21 protein-coding genes are annotated in these 24,216 nt (G+C 50.5%); 16 read left to right on the top strand and 5 right to left on the bottom strand.

What is annotated here, in order from left to right:
• Positions 1–232 precede the first annotated feature (232 nt).
• Positions 233–2,470 (bottom strand): hypothetical protein, encoded by a 2,238-nt coding sequence (locus tag PHW53_02760; protein MDD4995358.1) that lies wholly within the window; start codon positions 2,468–2,470, stop codon positions 233–235.
• A 64-nt stretch (positions 2,471–2,534) separates the two neighbouring features.
• Here PHW53_02760 and PHW53_02765 point away from each other — a divergent pair, with 64 nt between their 5' ends.
• The 11 genes from PHW53_02765 (at position 2,535) to PHW53_02815 (ending at position 14,732) form a co-directional block, all read left to right on the top strand.
• Positions 2,535–3,128, top strand: coding sequence for a hypothetical protein (locus tag PHW53_02765; GenBank protein MDD4995359.1), 594 nt, complete (start codon positions 2,535–2,537; stop codon positions 3,126–3,128).
• A gap of 2 nt (positions 3,129–3,130) precedes the next feature.
• The gene (locus PHW53_02770) at positions 3,131–3,547 is read left to right on the top strand and encodes a hypothetical protein (protein MDD4995360.1); all 417 of its coding nucleotides are present in this window, start codon (positions 3,131–3,133) and stop codon (positions 3,545–3,547) included.
• Positions 3,544–5,022: a hypothetical protein gene (locus tag PHW53_02775; GenBank protein MDD4995361.1), complete on the top strand. Its 1,479-nt coding sequence runs from the start codon at positions 3,544–3,546 to the stop codon at positions 5,020–5,022. The genes PHW53_02770 and PHW53_02775 overlap by 4 nt, the downstream gene beginning before the upstream one ends.
• A gap of 1 nt (position 5,023) precedes the next feature.
• Entirely contained in the window at positions 5,024–6,121 is a 1,098-nt protein-coding gene (locus PHW53_02780; protein MDD4995362.1) for a glycosyltransferase family 2 protein, read from the top strand.
• A 4-nt stretch (positions 6,122–6,125) separates the two neighbouring features.
• Positions 6,126–6,917: a glycosyltransferase family 2 protein gene (locus tag PHW53_02785; protein ID MDD4995363.1), complete on the top strand. Its 792-nt coding sequence runs from the start codon at positions 6,126–6,128 to the stop codon at positions 6,915–6,917.
• A gap of 17 nt (positions 6,918–6,934) precedes the next feature.
• Entirely contained in the window at positions 6,935–8,974 is a 2,040-nt protein-coding gene (locus PHW53_02790) for a DUF4012 domain-containing protein (protein ID MDD4995364.1), read from the top strand.
• Positions 8,975–8,977: 3 nt separating this feature from the next.
• Positions 8,978–9,982: a rod shape-determining protein gene (locus PHW53_02795; GenBank protein MDD4995365.1), complete on the top strand. Its 1,005-nt coding sequence runs from the start codon at positions 8,978–8,980 to the stop codon at positions 9,980–9,982.
• A gap of 9 nt (positions 9,983–9,991) precedes the next feature.
• Complete coding sequence (locus tag PHW53_02800; GenBank protein ID MDD4995366.1) at positions 9,992–11,119, top strand: glycosyltransferase family 1 protein; 1,128 nt, start codon at positions 9,992–9,994, stop codon at positions 11,117–11,119.
• A 74-nt stretch (positions 11,120–11,193) separates the two neighbouring features.
• On the top strand, positions 11,194–11,961 hold the full coding sequence (locus tag PHW53_02805; protein MDD4995367.1) for a helix-turn-helix domain-containing protein: 768 nt from the start codon (positions 11,194–11,196) through the stop codon (positions 11,959–11,961).
• Between the two features lie 22 nt (positions 11,962–11,983).
• Complete coding sequence (locus PHW53_02810; protein ID MDD4995368.1) at positions 11,984–13,963, top strand: FAD-dependent oxidoreductase; 1,980 nt, start codon at positions 11,984–11,986, stop codon at positions 13,961–13,963.
• Positions 13,964–13,967: 4 nt separating this feature from the next.
• Positions 13,968–14,732, top strand: a complete 765-nt coding sequence (locus tag PHW53_02815; protein MDD4995369.1) for a helix-turn-helix domain-containing protein — start codon at positions 13,968–13,970, stop codon at positions 14,730–14,732.
• Between the two features lie 129 nt (positions 14,733–14,861).
• Here the strand turns inward: PHW53_02815 and PHW53_02820 are convergent, their stop codons facing one another.
• The 4 genes from PHW53_02820 to PHW53_02835 form a co-directional block, all read right to left on the bottom strand.
• A complete protein-coding gene (locus PHW53_02820; protein ID MDD4995370.1) occupies positions 14,862–15,239 on the bottom strand; it encodes a hypothetical protein in 378 nt (125 codons plus the stop codon).
• Positions 15,240–16,360: 1,121 nt separating this feature from the next.
• A complete protein-coding gene (locus PHW53_02825) occupies positions 16,361–17,578 on the bottom strand; it encodes a putative metal-binding motif-containing protein (protein MDD4995371.1) in 1,218 nt (405 codons plus the stop codon).
• 132 nt (positions 17,579–17,710) lie between these two features.
• Positions 17,711–17,899, bottom strand: a complete 189-nt coding sequence (locus tag PHW53_02830) for a hypothetical protein (protein MDD4995372.1) — start codon at positions 17,897–17,899, stop codon at positions 17,711–17,713.
• A 124-nt stretch (positions 17,900–18,023) separates the two neighbouring features.
• Positions 18,024–18,554 carry a hypothetical protein gene (locus PHW53_02835; protein MDD4995373.1) on the bottom strand — a complete coding sequence of 177 codons (531 nt, stop codon included), beginning with the start codon at positions 18,552–18,554 and terminating at the stop codon, positions 18,024–18,026.
• 362 nt (positions 18,555–18,916) lie between these two features.
• Between PHW53_02835 and PHW53_02840 the strand changes: the two genes are divergently transcribed.
• From PHW53_02840 to PHW53_02860, 5 genes are read left to right on the top strand one after another with little or no spacing between them, the layout of a single operon-like run.
• Positions 18,917–19,948 (top strand): hypothetical protein, encoded by a 1,032-nt coding sequence (locus tag PHW53_02840; GenBank protein ID MDD4995374.1) that lies wholly within the window; start codon positions 18,917–18,919, stop codon positions 19,946–19,948.
• A 23-nt stretch (positions 19,949–19,971) separates the two neighbouring features.
• Positions 19,972–21,039 (top strand): YCF48-related protein, encoded by a 1,068-nt coding sequence (locus PHW53_02845; protein MDD4995375.1) that lies wholly within the window; start codon positions 19,972–19,974, stop codon positions 21,037–21,039.
• Positions 21,040–21,050: 11 nt separating this feature from the next.
• Positions 21,051–21,605, top strand: a complete 555-nt coding sequence (gene frr, locus PHW53_02850) for a ribosome recycling factor (GenBank protein ID MDD4995376.1) — start codon at positions 21,051–21,053, stop codon at positions 21,603–21,605.
• A 2-nt stretch (positions 21,606–21,607) separates the two neighbouring features.
• A complete protein-coding gene (locus tag PHW53_02855; GenBank protein MDD4995377.1) occupies positions 21,608–22,948 on the top strand; it encodes a glycine--tRNA ligase in 1,341 nt (446 codons plus the stop codon).
• Entirely contained in the window at positions 22,941–24,215 is a 1,275-nt protein-coding gene (locus tag PHW53_02860; protein MDD4995378.1) for a pitrilysin family protein, read from the top strand. The genes PHW53_02855 and PHW53_02860 overlap by 8 nt, the downstream gene beginning before the upstream one ends.
• The last annotated feature ends 1 nt before the right edge of the window (position 24,216 follow it).

Below are 24,216 nucleotides of genomic sequence, written 5' to 3' on the forward strand. Positions count from 1 at the left end.
ATCCGCCTCATGCAGATACCAACGGGAGCGCTTCGGGTTGCCCAGGGGCGATGGGGTACTGTTCAAAGCCCTGGTTTAACCCTTTGGCGCACCTGAAATGCGCCAAGACGATGAGCACCGAGGATCTCACCCGGAATGAACTAGCTCAAACCCAGCCAAGGTGGCTATGAAGAGGGTAGCATAAAATTCAAAATAAAAAAAGAACGGCCGCGATATCGTGGGCCGTTCTTTTTTATTCGCTGAATCCGAAATTCCAGACGCCGTTGTCGGCCAGCACCCAGATTTGGCGTGCCGTGCGATCGATGTAAAAACTTTTTATATTCTGCAGGTCGTTCAGGAGGTATTGAGTTTTGAGTTTACCGTCCTTGGCCAGTACTACAACACGTTTTCCGGCCGGGTCAAGAATAAATATATTGTCCGTACCCTCGGTCGTCCAAATTTGCGTCGCGCCCGTCAGCGCGGGATCAATGGTCGTAGCCGACCAGGATTGTTTTTCACCGGTATAGAATTTATAAATTTCACCATTTGATTTCAGGGCGTAAATCGAGCCGTCAATCGTAATGGCGACTGCGTCCGAAAGATTGACATTCGCAGTTTTAATCCAGGCCGCGCCGGCCGCGAGCCCGGAATCGGGCGAGCGGTGCTGCTTAAATATTTGGTTCGCCGTGGTGTCCAAGACATAAATATTTGAATTCCAGCCGGCCGCGTCAATAAAGCTCTTTTGTTCGGCCGCGGCGGCGAGGGGAACGTCCCTCCACGAAAGTCCGGCCACGTCAATTTCCGAAGCCCCTGGGCGCTGGTCGAAAACCAAATATGAATTATCGCCGGATTTGTAAATCGCGGTAATGCTTTGTATATCCGCATTTTCCCAGTCAACTTCCTGCCAGGCATTCGCGTCGTCGCGCCAGACATAAAGTTCTTTTGCCCCGGAAAGAATCAAAGTTTTATCGGCGTTTCGCAGGAGATAACGAAAGTTAATCGTCTGGCCTTCGGCGCTGAGCGGCATGTCGGCGACTTTCTCTAAATCGTTTGGAATGACTTCATGGCGGAGCTCTTGGCGTAAAATATCAATTTGGGCGAGAAGTCCCTGTTTGATTTCGCGCTGATCGCGCTTTGCTTCCGGTAGCGACTGGATTGCGGATAGCGCTTGGCTCACAAGCTCACGCGTGCGTTCCTCGTCGCCGTAGATCAGGGTACTCTCGGCCTCGTCTTTTATTTGAGTGATCTCAATCACTTTATTATTATAAACCGCCTCGTCTTCGCGTGCATGTTTCCGATAGTTGAGATAAATCAGGCTCCATGCAAAAAGTAGCACCAGGATAAGGGCGATGATAAAAACCGATTTATTTTTCTTGCCGAGATGGCTGAACCAGCCGACCGAGCGGTCTCCGGTTTCCTGGGCATCGCTCTTATAGCTCGCGATGGTTTCGGCGCGTTTGCCGTGGAAGTTCGTAATGATAAAAAATAAGTTTTTGAAGAAGCGGCCGGTGATGCCGATTGCGCGGAGCGTGATGGCACCGATCCAAATAAAGAATTTGGCAATGCTCCGGGGGAGTTCGCGCGGGGTTGGAGCGATTTTTTCCTCATATTTCGGGCCGCGTATTGGTATCAGTCGTGAAATTACCGCAGTGAGCCCAGCCCAAATCTTTGAGGCAAACCCAGTGCCGCCGCCTAAAAGATATCGGTCGGTTTCCGCGGTAGTCGCCTTAAGATGCTCAAGCGAACCTCGGAAATTCTTCGGTGCCGCCGCTTCGGTGCCGACCGGGATAAGTTCTTCATAATGCTGGATGATAATGGCCGTATATCCGCCGCGCAGACTGCCGTGCAAAAGTTCATTGCGCAGATATTCGACGGATTCGACCGGTTTTTTCGCGGTTACAATCGGCAACAGCCGTTCTTCGGGGAAGGCTTCGGCCAGTTCGGAGTTTGAGATTATTATGGCATCCCCGCTTTGGATGGAGCCGTACATTACATTTTCAAAAATTTTAACGGGATTAAAATTATCCGGATCGGATTGAACGTTCTTCGTAAGATCAAAAACGCGGTAACCTTTGCCATCCTGCTTCTGGAAAAACATCATTTTATTCTGGCCGATCGCGGAGAACGAAAGGTCCGTGCCGGAGCAAGCGGCGATTAAGATATTCAATTTCTTAAGATCCACCGGATTGGATTCTTTGGAGATAAAATCCGTGATATTTTTATTGGTCGCCTGTAGGGATTTTTCAAACTCCGCGCCAAAGTCAATGCCATGCTCTTCCTGATAAAATTTTTCAATGCCGTCGATAAAGTTTTCGGTCAAACGTTCGTAGGCTGGATGGATGGAGTCGATTTTAATAATGCCAAAAATAGATCCGCCTTCATGCGCCGCACCCGGTGGAATTTCAAAATTAAAAACGCGGTTAATGCATTGGCGGTTCGTTGCGCTTTCTAGGAAAAGCTCGTTTATGAGTATCTCCGGCTTCTTTGACATAGGGATTCGTGAGTATTATACTGTATTATACAACAATGGTTATTTTTAGAAAAGGTCAACGAATATGCTTGAACAACTCTTTGGTTCACATACCCGGGCGCGCCTGCTAAATTTGTTTTTGCGCAATTCGGACAAGTCTTTTTTTGTCCGCGAAATTACCCGGAAAATCCAGTCCCAGATCAATTCGGTACGGCGCGAATTGCGCAATCTGGAGGATGTCGGTTTGCTTACCTCCACCGAGATGCAGGATGCCGAAGGTAGGGCGCTCCCCAAAACCGCCAAGCGATTTTACCGCGTGAATAAAGATTTTGTTCTGTATCAGGAATTGCAGGCCTTGATTTTAAAATCCCAACTCCTGCTCCAGCGTGATCTGCAAAGAAAAATTGATGAACTTGGCACGATCAGTTATTTGGCGCTCACCGGTTCATTCCTCGGGCGCGAGGATATGCCGATTGACGTGTTTATTGTCGGACGAATCAGCGGTGAAAAGCTCGCCCGCCTCATCAAAAAGTTTGAAAAATCTTTGGGCGAAGAAATCAATTATACCGCCATGACGCTCAAAGAATTTAATTATCGCCGTCAACTCACGGATAAATTTCTTTTCTCCATACTCGAGGGTCCCAAGATTGTTCTCATTGATAAACTGGAAGTTAGCTAAATATGTTTCTTTTCATTGACATGACACCGGAAAAAGGGTTCGGGCTCGCGCTGGGGAAGCCCGAAGCGACAGGACCTCTTTTTTTAATGCGCGAGGGCTTTGATGCACCGGCCGAGGACCTGCTCGGTATCATTGATAAATTTTTTAAAAAAAATAAAGTGCTTGTCGCGGAACTCGCCGGCATCGCGCTCGCTGGCGGCCGTTCGTTTACTCAAACGCGCACTGCTGCATCGGTTGCGAACACAATCGGATTTTTCATGGATATCCCGGTCGCGGTTATCACCGCACCGGACGTCACCGAGGGTGTGCGGGCGCTTCGCGGAAAATCGGGATTTGTCCCGGCCCGGCCGGTCTATTCGGCCAAACCGAATATTACCCGGCCAAAATCCCGCAAACTGAAAATAAAACATCGGCCATGAGCGAAAAAATCGAAAAAAAATTGCTGGAAATGTTTCCCGGCGCGCTCGTCTGGCTCACTTTGATCTTGGGCCTGATATTTTCCTTTACGCGTCCGCTTTGGGTTATATATTTCATTATTCTTTTTGATTTATTCTGGGTGCTTAGGCTTTTATATTTCATTTTTTATCTTCTTACCTCATGGAGGCGGTATCGCCGAGATATTAAAATTGACTGGGTCAGCCGGCTTGGTAATAAAGAATCCTGGGATAAATACTATCATTTTATTTTCTTGCCCACGTATGAAGAGCCGTTGGAGGTTTTGGAAAATACGTTTAGCGCCCTCTGCGAAGTAAATTATCCGCTTGATCGGTTTGTGGTTATTCTGGGCGGCGAGGCCCGCGAGCGCGAGAATTTTTTGGCGCGCGCGCGGATTATCCAGGAAAAATATGCCGCGAGATTCCACAAGATGATTATTACAGTGCATGCGCTCGCGGACGATGAGGTGCCGGGCAAGGGATCGAATCTCAACTGCATGGGTCGCGAGGTTAAGAAGTTCATCGATGATAGCGGCCTGGCGTACGAGAATATCATCGTTTCGTCATTTGACGTTGATACCGTCACGCATCCGCAGTATTTTGCCTGCCTTACATATTTATATATGACCACGCCGGCTCCGACCCGTTCGTCATTTCAGCCGGTTGCGCTTTTTGGTAACAATATCTGGGAAGCGCGTTCAATCGTCCGCGTTTCGTCTTTCGGCACGACCTTCTGGCTCCTGGGCGAGCTTGCGCGGCCGGATCGGCTATGGACGTTCGCGTCGCACAGTATGAGTTTTAAAATGCTTGTGGATGTTGGTTTTTGGCAGAAGGATATTGTCACCGAAGATTCGCGTATATTTCTGCAGGGACTCACCCAGTATCATGGCGATTATCGCGTGGTGCCGATTTTTTTGCCGGTTTCCATGGATGCGGTTTCCGGAGCTAGCTTCTGGGAGGCGCTTGCGAATCTTTATAAACAGCAGCGGCGTTGGGCATGGGGAGTTGAGCATCTGCCATATCTTTTTATGAAATTCCGGCGCGACCGGCTCATGCCGCTTCGCACCAAGATTAAATTTCTCTGGAATCACATTGAGGGAATGTATACTTGGGCCGTGGCGCCAATTTTGATTTTTGTGCTTGGTTATTTGCCGCTCATTGTCGGCCGCGAGCAGGCCGCGACCAGCGCCCTGTTTCAGAACGCGCCGTACACCCTTGAGACCCTGATGCGCATCGCTACGATCGGCGTTTTTGTTTCGGCGATTCTTAGCCTGGTCCTGCTTCCGCCACGACCCAAGTTTTATCCGCGCCACCGGTATTTAATCATGATTCTGCAGTGGGTTCTCCTTCCTATTACTATTACCCTGTTTGGTTCCCTACCAGCGATTGACGCGCAGACGCGACTCATGCTCGGCGGCCGCTTCCGCCTCGGATTTAACGTTACTCAGAAAAAAAGATAATATGGCTCGAATATCCATAAATATTGTCACCTGGAACGGCATGCGCTATCTTCCCGAGGCGCTTGAGTCGATTTCTAATCAGACATTCCAGGATATTGAAATAGTGATAATTGATAATGGTTCAACCGACGGCACGGTTGAATATATCCGCGATAATTTTACCGGAATTACGCTTCTACGGAATATGCGCAACCTCGGTTTCGCGCATGGCCACAATCAGGGAATCCGCTTGGTGCTGAACCGATGGCAGAATCAGGATTTGGAAAATAGTTTCATTCTCGTTACTAATCAAGATATTATTTTGCGTAAGGATTTTTTGGAAAAAATGATTTCCGTCGCCGAGACGGCGCCGCGCGCGGCGAGTTTTGGCGGAAAGTTGTTTAAGGCGTTTTTTGCTACAGCTGAAGATAATATCGAAGACAGCATCAAGTCGGATACGCTCGATTCCACTGGCCTCCGGTGCTTTAGATCGCACCGTTTCGTGGACAGGGGGGCTGGTGAGCGCGATCAGGGGCAGTATGATGCCGAGAGGGAGGTTTTCGGTGTATCCGGGGCGATTATGATGCTGCGCGCTTCGGCACTCGCGAGTGTGAGATATAAAGATGAGTTTTTTGATGAAAATTATTTTGCGTATAAAGAGGATGTCGATCTTGCCTGGCGTTTGCGCTTGGCGGGATGGGGGAGCCTGTATGTTCCCGAAGCGATCGCTCATCATTACCGCGGCGCCTACTCGGCCGAACGCGCCGGATGGATGGAGACCTGGCGCAGCCGTAAGAGCCGCTCGATGATTGTCAAATTAAATTCGTACGTCAATCATTACCTGACGATTATAAAAAACGCGCATATCCGCAATATCATCCTGCGCCTCCCGTGGATTATTGCCTACGAGCTTAAAAAAAATATTTATTTATTTTTTCTTGAGCCTCGGGTTTTCTGGAAAGGGCTTTTTAAACTTTCCGTGAAGCTTCCGGACGCGCTCCGTAAGAGAAAATTCATCCTTTCCCGCGCCATGCCTACCGGCCCGCTTCGCCATAGCTTCAGCGAGGCGAGCAGGCAGGCCGCGGCGCGCCCGGCGGAGATAAGAAAATGGTTCAAGTAAAAATATGGACGTCAGTATAATCATCCTAAATTACAAAAGTTCCGGTTTGGCGCGCCAGTGCATTAAAAGCATTGTTGCAGCTGCGCCGAAACTTGAGTATGAAATTATTGTCGTTGATAACAATTCTCACGACGGCATTGGGAGAATGCTTCGCGAGCAGTTCCCGCAAGTAAAATTTATTCAGTCCAGCCGCAACGCCGGCTTTGCCGCGGGCAATAACATCGGCCTGCGCGTCGCCACCGGACGCTATGCCATGATCGTGAATCCGGACATTATTGTGAATCCCGGAACCCTGGAGGAAATGGTAAAAGAAATGGATGCCCATCCCGAAATCGGCTTGCTCGCGCCGCAGCTCCTAAATCCCGACAAAACAATTCAGTATTCATGCTATCGTCTTCCGACATTCGGCATACCGTTTTATCGCCGCACGCCGCTCGGTCTCACACCTCGCGGTAAGCGCATGATCCGCTCGTATCTTATGGCCGAATGGGACCATGCCGCTCCGCGCGAGATTGATTGGTGCGTCGCCGCCTGCATCATGGTTCGGCGAAGCGCCGTTGAGTGCGTTGGTTATTTTGACGAAAGATATTTTATGTATTTTGAAGACGCCGACTGGTGCCGTCGGTTTCATCAAGCCGGATTCAGGGTAGTATATTTTCCACGTGCAAAAATGTTTCATTATCACATCCGTCAGTCCGCTGATGTGCCGTGGTTCATGGGATTATTTCAAAAAATAAGCCGCATCCATATGGCAAGCGCGTTAAAATATTTCTGGAAGTGGAAGGGCAAGGAATAAATATTTAAAATAAAAAAATGTACGAGTATCCAACAAATTTTGTCGCGCAGGCTCCGAGTGAAGTTCGTAATGTCCGGGTCGGCCGGCCGAAGTGGCCGTATATCGGAGCGGTGCTTTTGATTATTATCGTTGTATTGGTAATCGCCGCCGTGCCCTACGCCCTGCTTGCCAACAATATTTACAACGAGGCTCTTGCCGGAAAGGCAAATTTAGAAGAAGCGCAGAATTACGCCGTGGCGCTTAAATTTGACGGCGCCCGCGAGCAGATCGACGACGCGGTTGGGCACTTTATATCGGCGCGCCGGAGCTTTATTCCGTTCAAAATTTTTATTTGGATGCCGTGGATCGGAAGGCAGATTAAAGCCGTGGACAGTCTTTTGGAAACCGGAGTTGAAACATCCGAAGCGGTCGGCGACCTTCTCGAGGTCGGTGAAGAAATTTATAAAGTTTTTGAATTGTCCGAAGAAATCAAGGCGGACATTAAGCCCGAAATATCCGGCGGCGTCCGGTTCATTGATCTTGACCGCGAAACAAAAAGAGAAATTTTGAAAAAATTATACGAGTCGGGTCCGCGCATCCAGGAAGCGCTCGTCCGCATCGACCTCGCCATATCGAGCTTCAGCCGTATTCCGCAGGACGATTTGGCCAAGCCGCTCCGCGACGCCATCGCGCCGTTTGCCGACAAGCTTCCGGAATTCAAGAAACAGCTGACGCTCGCCGTGCCGCTCGTAAAGATTCTGCCCGAACTCGCCGGTTATCCCGAACCGAAAAATTATCTTATACTATTATCCAACAACGCCGAGCTCCGGCCGGCTGGCGGATTTCTTGGCACTTATGGAATATTTAAGGTCGCGGACGGTGAAATTCTGGACCTCTCGACCCACGATGTGTACGCGCTTGACCGCCAGGCCGAATCTTTTTTGCGCGTGGATCCGCCGCCGCCGCTCGTGAAATATCTCAAGGTGAACAACTGGTATATGCGCGACGCCAACTGGTCGCCGGATTTTGCTGCGTCGGCGCAGAAGGTTCTTTGGTTTTATTCCGAAGAGGCGCGCGGGGTTGCCACCCGCCGCGGTTCGCCGCTCCCCGAAGCGCCGCTTATAAATTTTAACGGCGTGATTTCCGTGAACCCGACCGTAGTTGCGGACATTCTTTCTATCATCGGCCCGATTACGATTGAAAATCAAACATTTAATTCTGAGAATTTTATTGATTCGCTCGAGTATCAGGTTGAAGTTGCTTTTCTTTCCGACGGCACCCCGCGCAGTCAGCGAAAAGAAATTATTAGCCTGCTTTCGGCGGAGATAATTGATAAATTATTTTCACTCCCGGCTGTGAAATGGATAGATGTTCTACGCGAGGCAGAACGTGGGCTGGAAGAGCGGGAAATTATTGTTTATGAAAACGACCCCGATATTCAGGAATCGCTTGAATTCCAAAATTGGGCCGGACGCGTCCGGTCGACTGACGGAGATTTCCTGAAAGTCGTTGACGCCAATCTCGCGAGTCTTAAAACCGATCCGTACGTTGAGCGTCAAATCAAATACGAATCTTGGTTTGAGGAGGACGGCGCTCTCATGGCCCGGGTGAATATTCATTATAAAAACACAGCCGGCTTCAGCTGGAAGACGACGCGTTATCGCACTTATACCCGCGTCTACGCGCCCGAGGGAAGTGAGTTGGTTTCCGTTACCGGCAGTCTCAGGGATGATAAACTCGCCAATCCCGGTCTTGAGCCCGGCACGCCGGACGAATATAACGAGCTCGGCAAAACGGTTTTTGGCGCCTTCACCGCCATTGAGCCCGGAGCCCAGGGCGATCTTGTCTTCACCTACAAACTGCCCGAGTCGGTCAGCGCAATGATAAAGAACGGAGATTATAATCTTTACGTTGAAAAACAGGCCGGAGCGGTGGCTTATGGCTTGACTTTGTCCCTGAATTTTGATAAAAACTTAAAGCAAGCCGAACCGGCAGAGCTTGAATCGCACTGGGGAGACCGGAGTTATAATCTTGAGACCGACCTTAGGGTCGATCGCACCGTCAATATAAAATTCTAAATTATGTGGGTTAAAAAAATCGGCATTGATCTCGGAACAGCAACCGTGCTTGTCTACGTTCCAAAACGCGGCATCATTTTGAATGAGCCGTCGGTTGTTGCGATTTCCACGATTGATAAAAAAGTTCTGGCCGTGGGTCGCGAAGCGAAAGACATGCTCGGCCGCACGCCGGATTCAATCATTGCGCGCCGTCCCTTGAAAGACGGCGTAATTGCCGATTATCGCACTACCGAAGCGATGCTTAAATATTTCATTAACAAGGCGCTGGGTGGCATGCGTCTTTTTCGTCCCGAGGTTATGGTCGCGGTTCCGGGCGGCATTACCTCAACCGAGCGCCGCGCCGTGATTGACGCGGCCATCGCCGCCGGCGCCAAAGCGGCCTACATCATCAAAGAACCGATTGTCGCGGCCATCGGCGCCGATATTCCGATTGGCAGCGCGTCCGGCCACATGGTTGTTGACATCGGCGGCGGCACCGCCGAGATTGCCGTAATCTCTTTGGGCGGAATCGTGGCTTCTGAATCGGTGCGCATCGGCGGCACGAAGTTCGATCTCGCCATCATGGAGCACGTACGCCGCAAATACGGTCTCGCCATCGGCGAGCGCACGGCCGAAGAAGTAAAAATCAATATTGGCTCGGCCATGTATATGGAAAATAAATTGACCATGGAAGTAAAAGGCCGCGACATGATGACCGGATTGCCGCGCATCATCACCATCACTTCGGACGATATTACCGATGCGATTCAAAATGAACTTGACGGTATCATTGACGCCATCAAAGACGTTTTGCAAAAAACCCCGCCCGAACTTTCGGCCGATGTCATGGACAAGGGCATGATTTTGACCGGCGGTTCAGCCCTGCTTCGCAATCTTGGCCAACTTTTCCGCGAAGCAACCGGCGTGTCCGCCTACGTAGCGGATGAGCCCCAGCTCTGCGTGGCAAAGGGCACCGGCATCGCGCTTGAAAATCTTGAATCCTACAAGCGTTCTATTTTTTCCGGATAAAAATTTATTATGATCATTGGGATTGAGGCGGCTCGTCCGAACCGGCCGCAAAAAACCGGCACCGAATGGTACGGTTACCACGTGATTCAGGAAATTAAAAAAATCGCCGATCCTTCGGATCGGTTTATTTTATATACAAATGATCCTCTCCGTTCCGGCCTTGAGATAATGCCCAATGCGAACTGGCGCGAGAAGCGGCTCGGCTGGCCGATTCCGAAGTTTTGGACCCAGGGCCGCCTGTCGCTCGAGATGCTCGTAAATTCGCCGGATGCGGTTTTTATACCCGCGCATGCCATGCCAATTATTCATGTCAAGAATACGGTGGTCACTCTGCATGACGTTGGTTTTGAAAGATTTCCCGAGCTTTATTCCCGCGCCGATCTCTGGTACCACCGTTGGTCCGCGAAATTCATCATCCGCCATGCCGCGAAAATTATCACGGTTTCAAATTTTTCAAAAAACGAACTCGTTGAGCTTTATGGCGCTCCGGCGGAAAAAATCTTTGTTACGCATCTGGGCTACGATGCCGAACGCTATCGGGTTATTGAGCCGGCCGAGGTGGAAAAAGTTTTACTGAAGCATAGAATCAAAACGCCGTATATTTTTTATATCGGCCGCCTGGAGCGCAAAAAAAATATTCCGCTGCTTATTGAAGCCTTCGGACGCTTTAAGCAAAAGAATCAAAACGACTCGCACTCGCTCGTTCTGGTCGGTCGGCCGGGATTTGATTATGAAAAAATTCAGGAAAATATAAAAAAATTCAATCTTGAACAATGGGTAATCCAAACCGGCTGGGTGGGGGAGGATAGTATCCCGTATTTTTACAACGGCGCGGCGGCGTTTGTTTTTCCGAGCCGTTACGAAGGCTTCGGCATCCCGCTCATTGAAGCAATGGCCTGCGGCACGCCGATTCTCGCGTCGCGCGCCGGGTCCATTCCCGAAGTTGCGGCCGATGCGGCGTTGTATTTTGAAACCGAGAGTGCGGATTCGCTCATCGCGGGCATGGAAAATATTCTGAACAATCAGGAGTTGCGCGGCTGTCTCCGCGCCGCCGGCTTGGCCCGCTGCCAAAATTTTTCCTGGGCTCGTACCGCCCGTCAGACTTTGGAAATTTTGAAATCAAATTCTAGATTCTAGCTTCTAGATTCTAGATTCTCCGCCGCCTCCCCGCAAGGGGATTTTTTGTGTTATAATGTTGACATAATTTCAATATGATTGAACAGGAGTTGCAAAAATTTGGCTTAAGCCAAAAAGAAATTAAGGTCTACCTTTCTTCGCTCCAGAGCGGTCCGCGCTCGGCGCAGGAGATTTCGCGCGTTGCCGGCGTCAACCGTGTCACGTGCTATGTCATCCTTGAATCCCTAAAGGGATACGGCTTGGTTACCCAGGTGGACGGGGAACGGGGCCGGCTTTTTGCCGCGGAAAATCCGGCGAATATCATAAGATTTTTGGAATCCCGCGAAAGAGAAATCCAGGATGTGAAGGCCAGGGTGCACCGCGCTATGCCTGAACTCATGGCGATATTCAACGGCTTAGGCGATAAGCCGCTCATCCGTTTCCTTGACGGCATTGAAGGCATTGAGGTTATCCAGCGGGAGGTTTTTGAAAAAGATGTCAAAAACATTGACAGCATCGCCTGCCTGGATGCGGCGTTTGAACATATTGATCCCTACGAGTTCACCGAATATCGTGAGAACATGATCGCCAAGAAAATTACCGGACGGACAATCTACACTTCAAAAAAATATACAACCGAATATCTGCCCGACGGATATGAAAAATGCCAGGAATTGCGCCGCCTGCCGTTTGAAAAATTTAATTTTCCCGCCGAAATCTGGATTGCGGATAATTTCGCCGCCATTTTCAGCTTTCAGGGCAAGCCGGCGGTTATCGCGATTGAGCATCCTGCCATTATTGCCGCAATGAAAACCTGGTTTGAGCTCGCGTGGGAAGCGGCCGCGCACCACGCCCAGCAATAAATTAAAGAAAACATTTTTAAATATGGCGTTTAAAAATCTTTTTGAGCCGATAATGATCGGCTCGCTCAAATTAAAAAATCGTTTGGTCCTGCCACCCATGGTGCGAAACTGGGCAACCGAACGCGGCGAGGTGACCGACCGATTGGTGGATCATTATGCCGCCCTCGCTCGCGGCGGTACGGCCATGCTGATTCTTGAGGCGATCTATGTTTCGCCCGAGGGTCGCGGCTTTACTTATCAGATGGGCATCGATAATGATGCCTTGGTTCCGGGACTAAAAAAATTAGTTGATGCCGCGCATCAATATGGCGCGGCAATCGGGCCGCAGCTATATCATGCCGGCCGCCAGACAAACTCAAAAACTATCAGCCAGCCGCCGGTCGCGCCTTCGCCCATCCCGTGCCCGGTTCAGCGGGAAATGCCGCGCGAACTCTCGGCCGAGGAAATTTCCGAAATTGAAAACGCCTTCGCCGCGGCCGCCCTGCGCGCCAAGGGAGCGGGATTTGATTTTGTTGAAGTGCACGGTGCGCACGGTTATCTCATTACGCAATTTTTATCCGCGTATTCAAACAAAAGAAAAGACGCGTACGGCGGCGATCTTGAAGGCCGCATGGCATTTTTAAAAAATATCATTAAAAAAATTAGAGCTGCGGTTGGCCCGGATTATCCCGTGACCGTGCGGCTTTCGGGTGAGGAGCGCGTTCCCGGCGGTCTCACCATTGACGACACGAAAAAAATCGTCAAAGAGCTGGAAAAACTCGGCATTGACGCGGTGCACATTTCCGTCGGCAATTACGGAAGCTTTGCCGAGGGACTCATGATTCCGACCATGGCCGCGCCGACCGGAGCGCTGGTATATCTCGCCGAACAGGTGAAGAAATCAACCAGGCTGCCGGTAATCGCGGTCGGAAAAATCAACACCCCCGAACTCGCTGAAGAAATTATTGCGAACGGCCAGGCCGATATGGTTGCCCTCGGCCGGGAGCTTATGGCCGATCCGGAATGGCCGAACAAGGTGCGCGATGGCCGCGCCGATGAGATTCAGCGGTGCATTGCCTGCAACCAGGGATGCATTGACCGGCTGTTTGCCGGGCTTGATACTCAGTGCGTGGTCAATCCGCTTTTCGGGCGCGAACGCGAATTCGCGGTTACCCCGGCGGCTGATTTAAAAAAAATCATGGTGATCGGCGGCGGTCCGGCGGGCATGCAGGCCGCGATTGTCGCCAAGAAACGCGGACATGGAGTTGCGATTTATGAACAAGGAAGCGAACTTGGCGGCGCTTTGCTTTTTGCGCAGAAACCGCCGCATCGCGAGGGCATCGCCTGGCTGGTTAAGGATTTTATCGCTCAAATACACGAACTCGGCATTGAGGAAAATTTCAATACCGAAGTGACGCCCGAACTTGTCGCCGAGGTCAAACCCGACGCGATTATTATCGCCACCGGCTCGGAGTGTGCCCTTCCTCCGATTCCGGGAGTAAATCTGCCGAACGTGATGTCGCCGCGCGATGTTCTTTCCGGCCAGGTCAGAGTTGGAAATAGTGTTATCGTCGCTGGCGGCGGCTGTGTCGGCGCCGAGGTAGCCGAATATTTGGTCGAGCGCGGACATAAAGTGAAAATTGTGGAAATGAGAGAGGCGATTGTCAGCGATCTTGGATTTGCGGACGGCGTTCAGCTGCGCGCCCGTTTGGAAAAACTTGGCGTTGAAATTTTTACAAAAACAAAAATTCTTGAAATAAAAAAAGACGGTATTGTGATTGAGCGCGAAGGCCTGCCTGCTCGCCTCGCTGAAGCTGTGGCGAAGCGGGCCGGTAGGCAGGGCAAACGCGATGAAATCGGTGGCGAGAGTCTGGTGCTTTGCCTCGGCTCAAAATCGGTTAATGATCTCGAAAAATTGCTCGTCGGAGCCGCGTCCGAAATCGTGGTTGTCGGCGACGCCGTGGAACCGCGGCGTATTCTTGAAGCGGTCTACGAAGGCTATGCCGCCGGATTAAATATTTAAAAATATGAAACTTGAAAAAACATTGAACAAGCTCGGACTCTCGGACAAGGAAGCGCGCGTCTACCTCGCCGCGCTTGAACTCGGGCCCGAGGCCGTGCAGGAGATTGCCAAAAAATCCGGCGTCAACCGCGCCACCACTTACGTGATGATTGAGTCGCTCATCCGGCGCGGGCTCATGAGCTCATACGAGCAGGGGAAAAAACGGCTTTTCGCGCCAGAAGAACCCAACCGGCTTTTTAACTCTCTGAAATCCGCGGAGCAGGAAATTGAAGAAAGACAAAGCGCGCTTAAGTCAATCATGCCCGATCTTCTCGCCATTTGCGCTGGCGCCGAAAACAAGCCGCGCATCAGATTATTTGAGGGCTACGAAGGCATCATCTCCATAAAACAAGATATTCAGGAATCGGGAACTGATTATATGGATAACATACTTGATATGGATGAATTCAAAAGAATATTTTCTGGCCATGAGTTTGATGAGCAGAATAAAAAATTTTTTAAAAGTAAATTAAACTATCGCTGCATTTTAACCTCCGGTCCGCTGGAACAAGAAATATTAGAAAAGTTTAAAGTGTTTTCTGGCATCAGATTCTTGGAAAGAGGAAAATTTTTTTTCCCGGGAGAGATCGGGATGTACGCAAACAAGTCCGCGTTCCTAACTTATCGCGGCACCATGATCGGCGTAATAATTGAAAGTGCGGAAATCAATCAAATGCTTCGGGCCATGTTCAGCATGCTTTGGGAGATGAATATTGGCGAAAAATTATAAAAAAAGACACCGACCGAGTACCGGTGGTGCCGTGCATATCCCCCAATTTATTGAGATTCCTCCCGAATTTTTCTTCTGAACTTTATGTTAAGGCTTGAAAGCTTGCCGTTTACGTTATATGCGGCATCGTTAGCCACCCCAGCCGCAATTGCAGTGCCGGACCGCGGACTTGCGCCAGCGGCGCATGTATGGCGTCTTCCAGCCCTTGAGGACCGGATCGTCCGCCGCCTGAAACGCGCTCTCCATGAGCGCGATTTTGTTTACTTCGGTCGCAGAGGCACCGCGTGCCCTGCCCGGCATGTTGTTTGCATTCTCCCTTGGGAGAGCGGCAAACTCCGGACAAAGCAGTACGTCATCGCACTTACTCGCCAGCCGCTCTCCCTCGGATCCGTGTGGAACCCTGGAAAGTGACTTTGCTTCTCGGAAAAACTCGCTGATTGGCTGCTTCAGTACGCTTGCCATCATTCTGTTTTCCGTGAGCACGAGTTTGCGCGATAGACTTGGCATGATATTCCTCCTTGAGCACGGTTTAGAATTAACTGGCCTGCATTGATGATTTGGACCTTATAATTGGTTTTGTTCTTGGCCGCGAATCGCCAATATCCGGTTTACCCCACAAGGGGAACCGGCCACTATATCACAAGATTTCACGCTTGTCAATGGAGGGGGGGATGTGTTAAAAAAGCGGACATCTTGTCCGCATTTTTTGTTCGTAAATCGGTAAATTGATTTGAATTTTAGATAATTCTGTCAGCAACTCTTGACAAATTCCGCAGAGCGTACTAATGTTCAAGGTTCGTTGCGAAAATAATATTTTCAGGGTTGTGTAAATAAGTTTGAAGTAAAAATATTACGGGAGGGGATTGAGGGCCAATCTCGCAAATCCTACTTATCTACACCATTGTGAAAATTTTGTCAAGCGATTGACAGATTAATCACGCGTAGAGGAGAAAGATAAGAATGCCTTGGTATATCTCGTAGTGCCGGGGCGTTTTTGTATTGTAGTAGATGATTGTGGACTTGTATAAAACGAAAACAGACCCAGAAGGGATCTGTCAGGAAATTAAGCACTTGAAATGATTTATTGGTTCATTTCAGACCAGGACAGCTTTCCGCCTCACCACTTGTCTTCCCACGGCATGGAAAGACACCAGGTGACTGATGGGGGCTTGATCGTGTCTAGATCGTGTTTTGTGGCTCCTTAGGCCACGCCTTTTACCTGAATCCGCTCATGTCCTCTTGTCCTCCTTGGCTGATCGAAGTCCGAGAGCATCGTAGCACTAGCACAACATGCCCATATAATATCACATTTTGGCACTTTTGTCAAGAGACTGCCAGCCCGCAGCAAAGCTGCGGGCAATTTTAAGTTGTAAATTTTAAATTTTAATTCAAGCCCCAATTTCTAAATTTTTAATAACAAAATGTCGCGTCGCTGCTTGTTTGAAGAATTTTGAATTTATAATTTAAAATTGAATTATAATTTAAAATTAAAAAAGTCCTCATTTTGCATTACGCGCAAAAGAGGACCGGCACCCAATTCTTATATTAACAAACAATTTATTAGCATAAGGATTGTGAGCGCTTTTTGACAGAATGTCGAGGCGCGCTCGAGAATACCTCGGAAGGAGCTAGTGAACGAACGGGTCCCAGTCGTTGTCATCGCTGCCGCCGCACCAATCTGCCTCATAATCGTCTCGATCGTGATCCGGGCAGACCGAGAAGTAATGGGGGCCGAGTTGGGGTTCGGGCGTGCAGCGTTCCGAGGTTGTGGTCTTGCCTGCGACCCGCAAGTCGTTGAGGTTCAGAAGCCCGAACTGGACTTCGCCGCTATAAAGACCTATATAGATCCTTACCTTCAGGTATGGATTGTCGATTTCCGGCATCGTTATATTCTCGAAAACGAAACCGCCATCATCTTCTTGGGCTACGTTTCCGAGAAAGGCATCTACCGACATGCCGTCTCTGACGCCATGCGCCCAAAGGATTGCGACAATTCCTGCGGGGCCTCCGCTTATCGGGATCGGTGTTTCGCCGCGCGTCTGATGCACGGCCAACCGTTCGATCGTATCACCCGGTTCCAGATTGGTTGTGGCAAAGGAAAGCAAGTATTCATCCGGACTCTCCATATACCACAGCGTGGGGGATTCGGGAACGCATGAGTAGATCAGCTCGAGGCCGATCGCCACCTGGCCTTCGGGAACCCCGTCCTCGAATGGGCAAAAGCCCGATTCGCCTGGGCAGTTGTGTTCGCACACACCCTCGTCGATCTCGCCGTCACAGTCGTTGTCGTGGATGAGGTCGCATACTTCTTCAGCGCCCGGATGGATGTCGGCGCGATGATCGTTGCAGTCGTCGCCATTCGTCACGTACCCCGGGGGCATCTCGGTGGCCGGACAGTGTAGAGAAGTGCTGGTGCTGTCCACTCCGCCGAACCCGTCGCCGTCTTCGTCAAAGAATATCAGGACGCGGTCGATCTGGTCATGGACGCACGCGCCGTCGAAGCCGCACACGTCCATGGTGCACAGATCGCCGTCGTCGCAGTCCAGGTGACTCTCGCAGGACGGGGAGCAGAGGGGGTCCTCGCTCGGTGTCTGTACGCACGCGCCGCTCTCGCAGCTACCTATAGTGCACGGATCTTCGTCCATGCAGTCCGAGTCTTCGTCGCATTCCAGACAATCCGGAATCGCGAAGTGCTGGCACTCGGCCACGGAGTCGCACACATCGCTGGTGCACGGGTCACCGTCGTCGCAGTCGGTTGAGCACTCGATCGGATCGCCGTCGACCCTATCCGTTCCGTAGCATCCCATGAGCATCGCGGCCACGAACAGTATTACGATATTCCTCATCTCATCCTCCCGCCTCCGACACCGTCGGAGGACTTGTTGCGTTGTTTAGGAACACCTGGACCGACAAATTTTTTATCAGCTCGGGTGTTGGCTGAATTAGATTCAGCCAAGAAAATGTTGAAGGAGCATCTCTCACCATGCCGACGGGGTGATGACGATGTAGCTGACGAACTTGCCGTCGTACTCCTTGGCCAGGTAGGCCGTTAGAGCACTCGCCACATTCCCATCGGGCTGGAACTGCACATCCAGCGCTATGTGTCTCTTCGTTCCGTCGAGTTCTACGTAGTTAGCGATCACTTTTATCTCTCGAGCGTTGAGCATGAGCAACCTCCTTGTTGAAATCTTAGGAACATCTTGATTGACCACTTGCGTGATCCGCCAGGATGTTGAGCTGAAAAGGTTCAGCTCAAGTGAAAGATTTTTCTGGTTCTTTCAGACCAAGGGGCTAGTCGCGTTCTTGCATGGCAAGCTGATCGAGGAATGCCATCGGGTCATCGGCCGACTCCTCAAGGACGTTGACCACGTGGAGATTTTCGACGTCGATGTGTTCCTCATCGCGTTCGCACATGATGAGGAACTGAGTGATCATACCTTCGGCATCCTGGTCGGTTGGGGAGTAGGCGGCCTTGGCCCGCAGCGAGTCGGCGGCCCGCTCGGCGTCCTGGAACAGGGCGACCGGCAGGCACGCCACTCGGTACAGGTCCTCCTCGGCGATCGGGCCCACGACCTCGTGGAGGAAGTCCGAAGCTGCGATGTCTTCCGCGAGCTCGTCCTCGGTCCTGAAGTCCGCCTTCTCTACGCCATTCAGGTAGTGGCTGACGTAGCAGATTGGGCAGACCTCGGTGCTCGGGGGTCCCTTGACCCACGTCATCTCGTCCTTGCCCACGACCCGACCGCAGCCGCAGATCGCCTGGGCCTTGGGATCGTAGAAAACGAGCACGGACTTGCCGTTTATGCGAACCATCCTCTTCTTCATTGCGCCATCTCCTTCTTTCTAGCCAACCATCCGGTTGGGTAAGGGGTTTTATTTTTAGGAACATCTTGATTGACCACTTGCGTGATCCGCCAGGATGTTGATATTAGAACAAAAAAGTCCGGTAAATATTCGAGGAGAACTCAAACACTAACCGGGCTTTTGTGCGTAAAATACGCCTAAGCTTATCGTTTCTCTCTCCTCAATTTGTCATTTTAAATAACCATTTCATCATACCACGTTTTGTAGGATTTGTCAAGAGTAAAATGGGCATTTCTTGGCTGTGTTGAGCCTTTTTGGCTTAGACTGGCTAAATTATCATTTGATAATCAGTCTTAAAATTGATATAATTTGAAAACAAAATTATGCGGAAATTAGCCAAGGCTGAAATCAAGGAGGCCAAAAAATTAGGAAGAAGGCTTTCGGTAATTGGCCATGAGCAAATTTTGAGTTTTTTGGAAAAATCCCTGAACTCCGGCCGGCTCTCTCATGCGTATCTTTTTCTCGGTCCCGAGGACGTGGGCAAGGAATCCGCGGCGCGCTGGTGGCTGGAAAAAATCCTGCATCAGGGCCACGAAGGCGGGGAGCGCCATACTTTGGAAAATCATCCGGACGTCGCGGTGATTGAACGCGAAATTGACGAAAAAAGCAAAAAGCTCAAGAAATTAATCAGCATTGAGCAGATCCGCGATTTGCGCGACAAACTTTCCCTGACCTCGTTTCTCAATACTTACAAAGTCGCGCTTATCCGCGAAGCCGGACACCTGAGTATTGAGGCGGCAAACGCCTTGCTCAAAACCCTGGAAGAGCCGGCCGGAAAGACGATTATCATCCTGCTTGCCGACGATGTTGCCCGCCTGCCGGCGACCATTGCCTCCCGCTGCCAAATTATTCAGTTCCGCGCCGTGCCGGAAAAAATTATTTACGACGCCCTGCGCGAGCGCGGCGCCGAGCGGGATGAAGCCGAGCTCCTCGCGCGCCTCGCGGCCGGTTCGCCGGGAAAAGCCCTGCGCCTGCTGGAAGACAAAAAGTTGCTTGAAGAATATAAAAACGGAATTTTAGATTTTTTGCGGATTACCCGCGAGCCGGTCTGGCGCCGGTTTGACTACATCGATCGTCTGGTTCCGGCGCGCGGTGACCGCGAAGAAATTGCCAAAGAAATAAAAGGCGTTATTTCTCTCTGGCGCGGGATCATGCGCGACGCTTTGCTCTTGGCGCTGGATTGTCCGGATCTCATGATAAATTCTTGGGCGCGCAGCGAAATCCAGGCCTGGCAGGCAGACTACGGCGCGCCTCGGGTCTCGGGATTTTTGCGGAGTATTGAAGCCGCCGATGAGGCGATCAGTCAGAACGCGAATATCAAATTAGTTTTAGAAAATTTATTGCTTGAATTTTAAATAAAAAAATTAATCAGCGCATTATGAAAAAAATTCTGCCGATAATTGCGATTACATCTCTATTCGCCCTTGCCGGATTGGGCTGCATTAAGATTTCCGGAACATCATCGGGTGAGACCGGGGGGGTCTGGAAAACCGCAGACCAGGGTGAGACCTGGGAGCAGAAAGTGTCTTATCCAACCGCCGAGGGCGTGGGCAAGATCGGGCAAATCAGCGTGCAGACCCTGGCGATCGATCCATCCGATCATCTTGCAATTTATGCCGGCACGGCCGCCGACGGACTTCTTTATACGTACGACGGCGCCGAGACATGGAAATCGGCAAAACAGCTGGATACGGGTTCAGTTTCCAGCGTGACCATCAATCCCGAGAATAAATGCGAAATATACGCGGCGAGCCGCAATAAAGTTTACCGCAGTATTGACTGCAACCGCACCTTTGAACAGGCGTATTATGAAACCCGCGCGAGCGTGAACATTACGGATGTTGAAGTTGACTGGTATAACACCGCCGTGGTTTACGCCGCGACCTCGGAGGGAGATCTCATCAAGAGCCAGGATGCCGGTGCGAGCTGGTCGCCGGTGTACCGCTTCGACGGCGCGATTAATGATTTTATGGTTGATCCATTTGATTCGCGCATGCTTTACGCGGCCACGGAAAATAAGGGATTTTGGAAGAGCTCGGACGGCGGTGCGAGCTGGAATAATTTTGACGAGGTTCTCAAGGAATTTAAAAATTCTAAAGACGTTTATTTTGTCGCCGCGGACAGGACGTCGCAAAATACTGTAATTATCGTGACCAAATACGGGCTTATCCGCACGCTGGATGGCGGCAATACCTGGTCGGCCATTGATCTGCTTACCCCGCCCAGTGAGGCGACGATTACTTCAATCGCGCTAAATCCGCGCGAAGGAAATGAAATTTATTACACTACCGCCAGTACGATCTATAAATCAATTGACGGGGGCGCGAGTTGGATTACCAAGAAAGTTCCGGCCGCCGAGCGCGCCGCGTCTGCGATAATTGTTGATTCGGAAAATAACAAGGTCATCTATCTTGGCGTGAAAGAGGTCGCGAAGCAGGGTTATTAAAAAGTAATTATATGATTGCAATAATTTTAAAGAACGAGGAGGAATTCAAAAAAGTAATCGAGCATTTCAGGACCGATATCAGCTCGCTACGCACCGGCCGCGCCAACCCGGCGCTTGTGGAAAATATTCAGATCAAGGCGTACGGCTCCATGATGGAAATAAAAGGGCTCGCTTCAATCACGATTCCGGATCCAAAAACAATTGTCATCGATCCCTGGGACAAAAGTATTCTCAAGGATGTTGAAAAGGGAATTACCGAAGCGAACATCGGCATCAACCCCGTGGTTGACGGAACTATCGTCCGTTTGAGTATGCCGCTCATGACCGAAGAAAACCGCAAGGAGATGGTGAAGATTCTGAAGCAAAAAAGCGAGCAGTCGCGCGTCAGCTTGCGCGGCATCCGCGAAAAAGTAAAAAACGCGATCATCCAGGCCGAGGAGGCCAAGGAAATCAGCGAAGACGAGCGTTTTCGCGCGCAGGAGGACCTGGATAAATATGTCGGCGGATTCAATTCGGAGATTGACAAAATGACCGAGGAGAAAGAAAAAGAAATAATGACAATTTAAATATGGCAAAAAAAGAATTAAATTCAATGGAAAAAATTGTGGCATTCTGCAAGCGGCGCGGATTTATTTTTCAGTCATCCGAAATCTACGGCGGATTCGCGAGCTGTTACGATTACGGCCCGCTCGGCGTCGAGTTGAAAAATAACATCAAGCGCGCCTGGTGGAGGTCCATGGTGCAGGAGAACCCTGACATTGTCGGTCTTGATGCCTCGATCCTGATGTCGCCCAAAGTATGGGAAGCTTCGGGGCATATGGGTTCCGGATTCACCGACCCCATGGCGGAATGCAAAAAATGCCATAAGCGCTTCCGGCCCGACAAGATCGAAAATCCCAAGTCATGTCCGGAATGCGGTGGAGAGCTGGGGGGGGCAAAACCGTTCAATCTTCTGGTAAAAACATTCATCGGGCCAGTTGAGGATACCGCCTCGGTGGCATATCTGCGTGGAGAAACTTGTCAGGGGATTTACGTTAATTTTGAAAATGTGCGCGAATCAATGCGGCTAAAACTGCCGTTCGGCATCGCCCAGATCGGAAAATCATTTCGCAATGAAATCACACCCGGAAATTTTATCTTCCGCATGCGCGAATTTGAGCAGATGGAAATGCAATATTTTGTGAATCCCAAAGAAAAAGCGGGGCACTTTAAACGCTGGAAAGATGCTCGGATGCAATGGTATCTTGATTATGGAATGAATAAGAAGAACTTAAAATTTTACGAACAGAAAAAAGAAGAATTGGCCCACTATTCAAGCGCGGCTTTCGATATTGAATACGAATTTCCTTTTGGTCTCGATGAACTCGAGGGCATTCATGACCGCGGGGACTGGGATCTTTCAAATCATTCCAAACATAGCGGTAAGGACCTGCGGTATTTCAACGAAGAGACTAAGGAAAAATATTTTCCCCACGTTGTCGAGACCTCGGCCGGAGCCGATCGCGCCACCCTGGCATTTTTGATTGATGCCTATAGCGTGGTTGAGGGTGGACGTACCACCACCACCGAAAGCGCCAAAGAAGAAGAAGTCGTATTGAGGCTTGATAAAAGGCTGTCGCCGATTAAAGTCGCCGTATTGCCGCTTTCAAAAAAAGAGGAGCTGGCCTCGCCGTGTCGAAAGATTTACGAGGAGCTTGCTCGTCACTGGATGGTTCAGTATGATGAAACCGGTTCAATCGGCCGGCGTTACCGCCGCCAGGATGAAATCGGCACCCCCTACTGTATTACCTTTGATTTTGATTCGCTCGAGGACAAGTCCGTGACGGTCCGCGACCGCGATACCATGGAGCAGGAGAGAATCAAAATAGGTGATCTCGCGGATTATCTCGCAGAAAAACTCAATGTATAAATTATCAAAATTAAAAAACGGCATCCGGTTTCTTTCGGTGCCGGTGGCCGGTACGAGCGCGGTTACGGTTTTTGTTTTATGCCGCGTCGGTTCGCGCTACGAAACTCCGAATCTCGCCGGCGCCTCTCATTTCATCGAACATCTGATGTTCAAAGGTACGGCGCGTCGGCCGACTACGCTTGATATCTCGCGCGAGCTTGATGGCATCGGCGCCGAATACAACGCCATGACTTCAAAAGACTGGACCGGCTATTACGTTAAGGCAAGTTCGCGCCATCTGCCGCTTGCCCTGGATGTTTTGTCCGACATGCTCTGGAATTCAAAATTTGATGAACAGGAATACGCTCGCGAAAAAGGTGTTATCATTGAAGAGATCAACATGTACGAAGATAATCCTAATATGCGCCTTGATTCTCTTTTGGAAGAAGCCATGTTTCCCGGGAATACGCTCGGCCGGGACATCGCCGGAACCCGCGAGAGTATCACGCGCATGAAACGCGGCGAAGTTATCGCGTATCGCGACCGGTTCTACGCGCCGCGCAACACCGTGGTCATCGCGGCCGGCGATATTGCCGGCGCTGCGCCTCGGGTCAAAAAGATTTTTGAAAATCTTGGCGTAAAAACTAAGCTCAAACCGCTCCGTTTTAAAAATTTTTACGGATTAACAAAATCTGCGTTCTTGCGCTGCCGCATCCAGCACAAAAAAACCAAACAGATTCATCTCGCCCTGGGATTTCCGGGGCTGCCGCATGACCACCGTGATTTGTCCGCGCTCACGCTCGGGAGCGTTATCCTCGGCGGCACCATGAGCTCGCGTCTTTTTATTGCGATCCGTGAACGTGAGGGCCTGGCGTACTACGTCAATTCATCGGTTGATTGTTATGAGGACGCCGGTATTTTTTCAATCCGCGCCGGGCTGGATACGTCGCGCCTTGTCAAAGCCGCTTCCATATTGATTGCGGAAATCGAAAAATTTAAAAAATTCGGCCCCACGGCCGAAGAGGTCCGCCGCGCTAAGGACACGGTACGCGGCAAGTTTGAGCTCGCGCTTGAAGATTCGGCGAATCAGGCCGATTTCTATGGTAAGCAAGCCCTGCTCATGAAACGCATCAAGACTCCGCAGGAAAAACTTCGGGAAATTCAGCGCGTTTCTGGCGCGGATATCGTGCGGGTCGCGGCCCGGATATTTGACTGGCGCCGCGCCGGCATCGCGATAATCGGACCATACCACCGTCCCTCGGATATTACAAAATATTTTAAAGTATAGT

The sequence above is a fragment of the Patescibacteria group bacterium genome, assembly GCA_028710985.1.
Classification (GTDB): Bacteria; Patescibacteriota; Patescibacteriia; order JAHJFT01; family JAHJFT01; genus JAQTTB01.

Coding starts and splice junctions, on each gene's coding strand:
- PHW53_02830 (MDD4995372.1), bottom strand. CDS start 17,899: ATGCTCAACGCTCGAGAGATAAAAGTGATCGCTAACTACGTAGAACTC.
- PHW53_02810 (MDD4995368.1), top strand. CDS start 11,984: ATGGCGTTTAAAAATCTTTTTGAGCCGATAATGATCGGCTCGCTCAAA.
- PHW53_02805 (MDD4995367.1), top strand. CDS start 11,194: ATGATTGAACAGGAGTTGCAAAAATTTGGCTTAAGCCAAAAAGAAATT.
- frr (MDD4995376.1), top strand. CDS start 21,051: ATGATTGCAATAATTTTAAAGAACGAGGAGGAATTCAAAAAAGTAATC.
- PHW53_02795 (MDD4995365.1), top strand. CDS start 8,978: ATGTGGGTTAAAAAAATCGGCATTGATCTCGGAACAGCAACCGTGCTT.
- PHW53_02785 (MDD4995363.1), top strand. CDS start 6,126: ATGGACGTCAGTATAATCATCCTAAATTACAAAAGTTCCGGTTTGGCG.
- PHW53_02790 (MDD4995364.1), top strand. CDS start 6,935: ATGTACGAGTATCCAACAAATTTTGTCGCGCAGGCTCCGAGTGAAGTT.
- PHW53_02770 (MDD4995360.1), top strand. CDS start 3,131: ATGTTTCTTTTCATTGACATGACACCGGAAAAAGGGTTCGGGCTCGCG.
- PHW53_02815 (MDD4995369.1), top strand. CDS start 13,968: ATGAAACTTGAAAAAACATTGAACAAGCTCGGACTCTCGGACAAGGAA.
- PHW53_02845 (MDD4995375.1), top strand. CDS start 19,972: ATGAAAAAAATTCTGCCGATAATTGCGATTACATCTCTATTCGCCCTT.
- PHW53_02820 (MDD4995370.1), bottom strand. CDS start 15,239: ATGCCAAGTCTATCGCGCAAACTCGTGCTCACGGAAAACAGAATGATG.
- PHW53_02760 (MDD4995358.1), bottom strand. CDS start 2,470: ATGTCAAAGAAGCCGGAGATACTCATAAACGAGCTTTTCCTAGAAAGC.
- PHW53_02840 (MDD4995374.1), top strand. CDS start 18,917: ATGCGGAAATTAGCCAAGGCTGAAATCAAGGAGGCCAAAAAATTAGGA.
- PHW53_02860 (MDD4995378.1), top strand. CDS start 22,941: ATGTATAAATTATCAAAATTAAAAAACGGCATCCGGTTTCTTTCGGTG.
- PHW53_02765 (MDD4995359.1), top strand. CDS start 2,535: ATGCTTGAACAACTCTTTGGTTCACATACCCGGGCGCGCCTGCTAAAT.
- PHW53_02800 (MDD4995366.1), top strand. CDS start 9,992: ATGATCATTGGGATTGAGGCGGCTCGTCCGAACCGGCCGCAAAAAACC.
- PHW53_02775 (MDD4995361.1), top strand. CDS start 3,544: ATGAGCGAAAAAATCGAAAAAAAATTGCTGGAAATGTTTCCCGGCGCG.
- PHW53_02835 (MDD4995373.1), bottom strand. CDS start 18,554: ATGAAGAAGAGGATGGTTCGCATAAACGGCAAGTCCGTGCTCGTTTTC.
- PHW53_02780 (MDD4995362.1), top strand. CDS start 5,024: ATGGCTCGAATATCCATAAATATTGTCACCTGGAACGGCATGCGCTAT.
- PHW53_02825 (MDD4995371.1), bottom strand. CDS start 17,578: ATGAGGAATATCGTAATACTGTTCGTGGCCGCGATGCTCATGGGATGC.
- PHW53_02855 (MDD4995377.1), top strand. CDS start 21,608: ATGGCAAAAAAAGAATTAAATTCAATGGAAAAAATTGTGGCATTCTGC.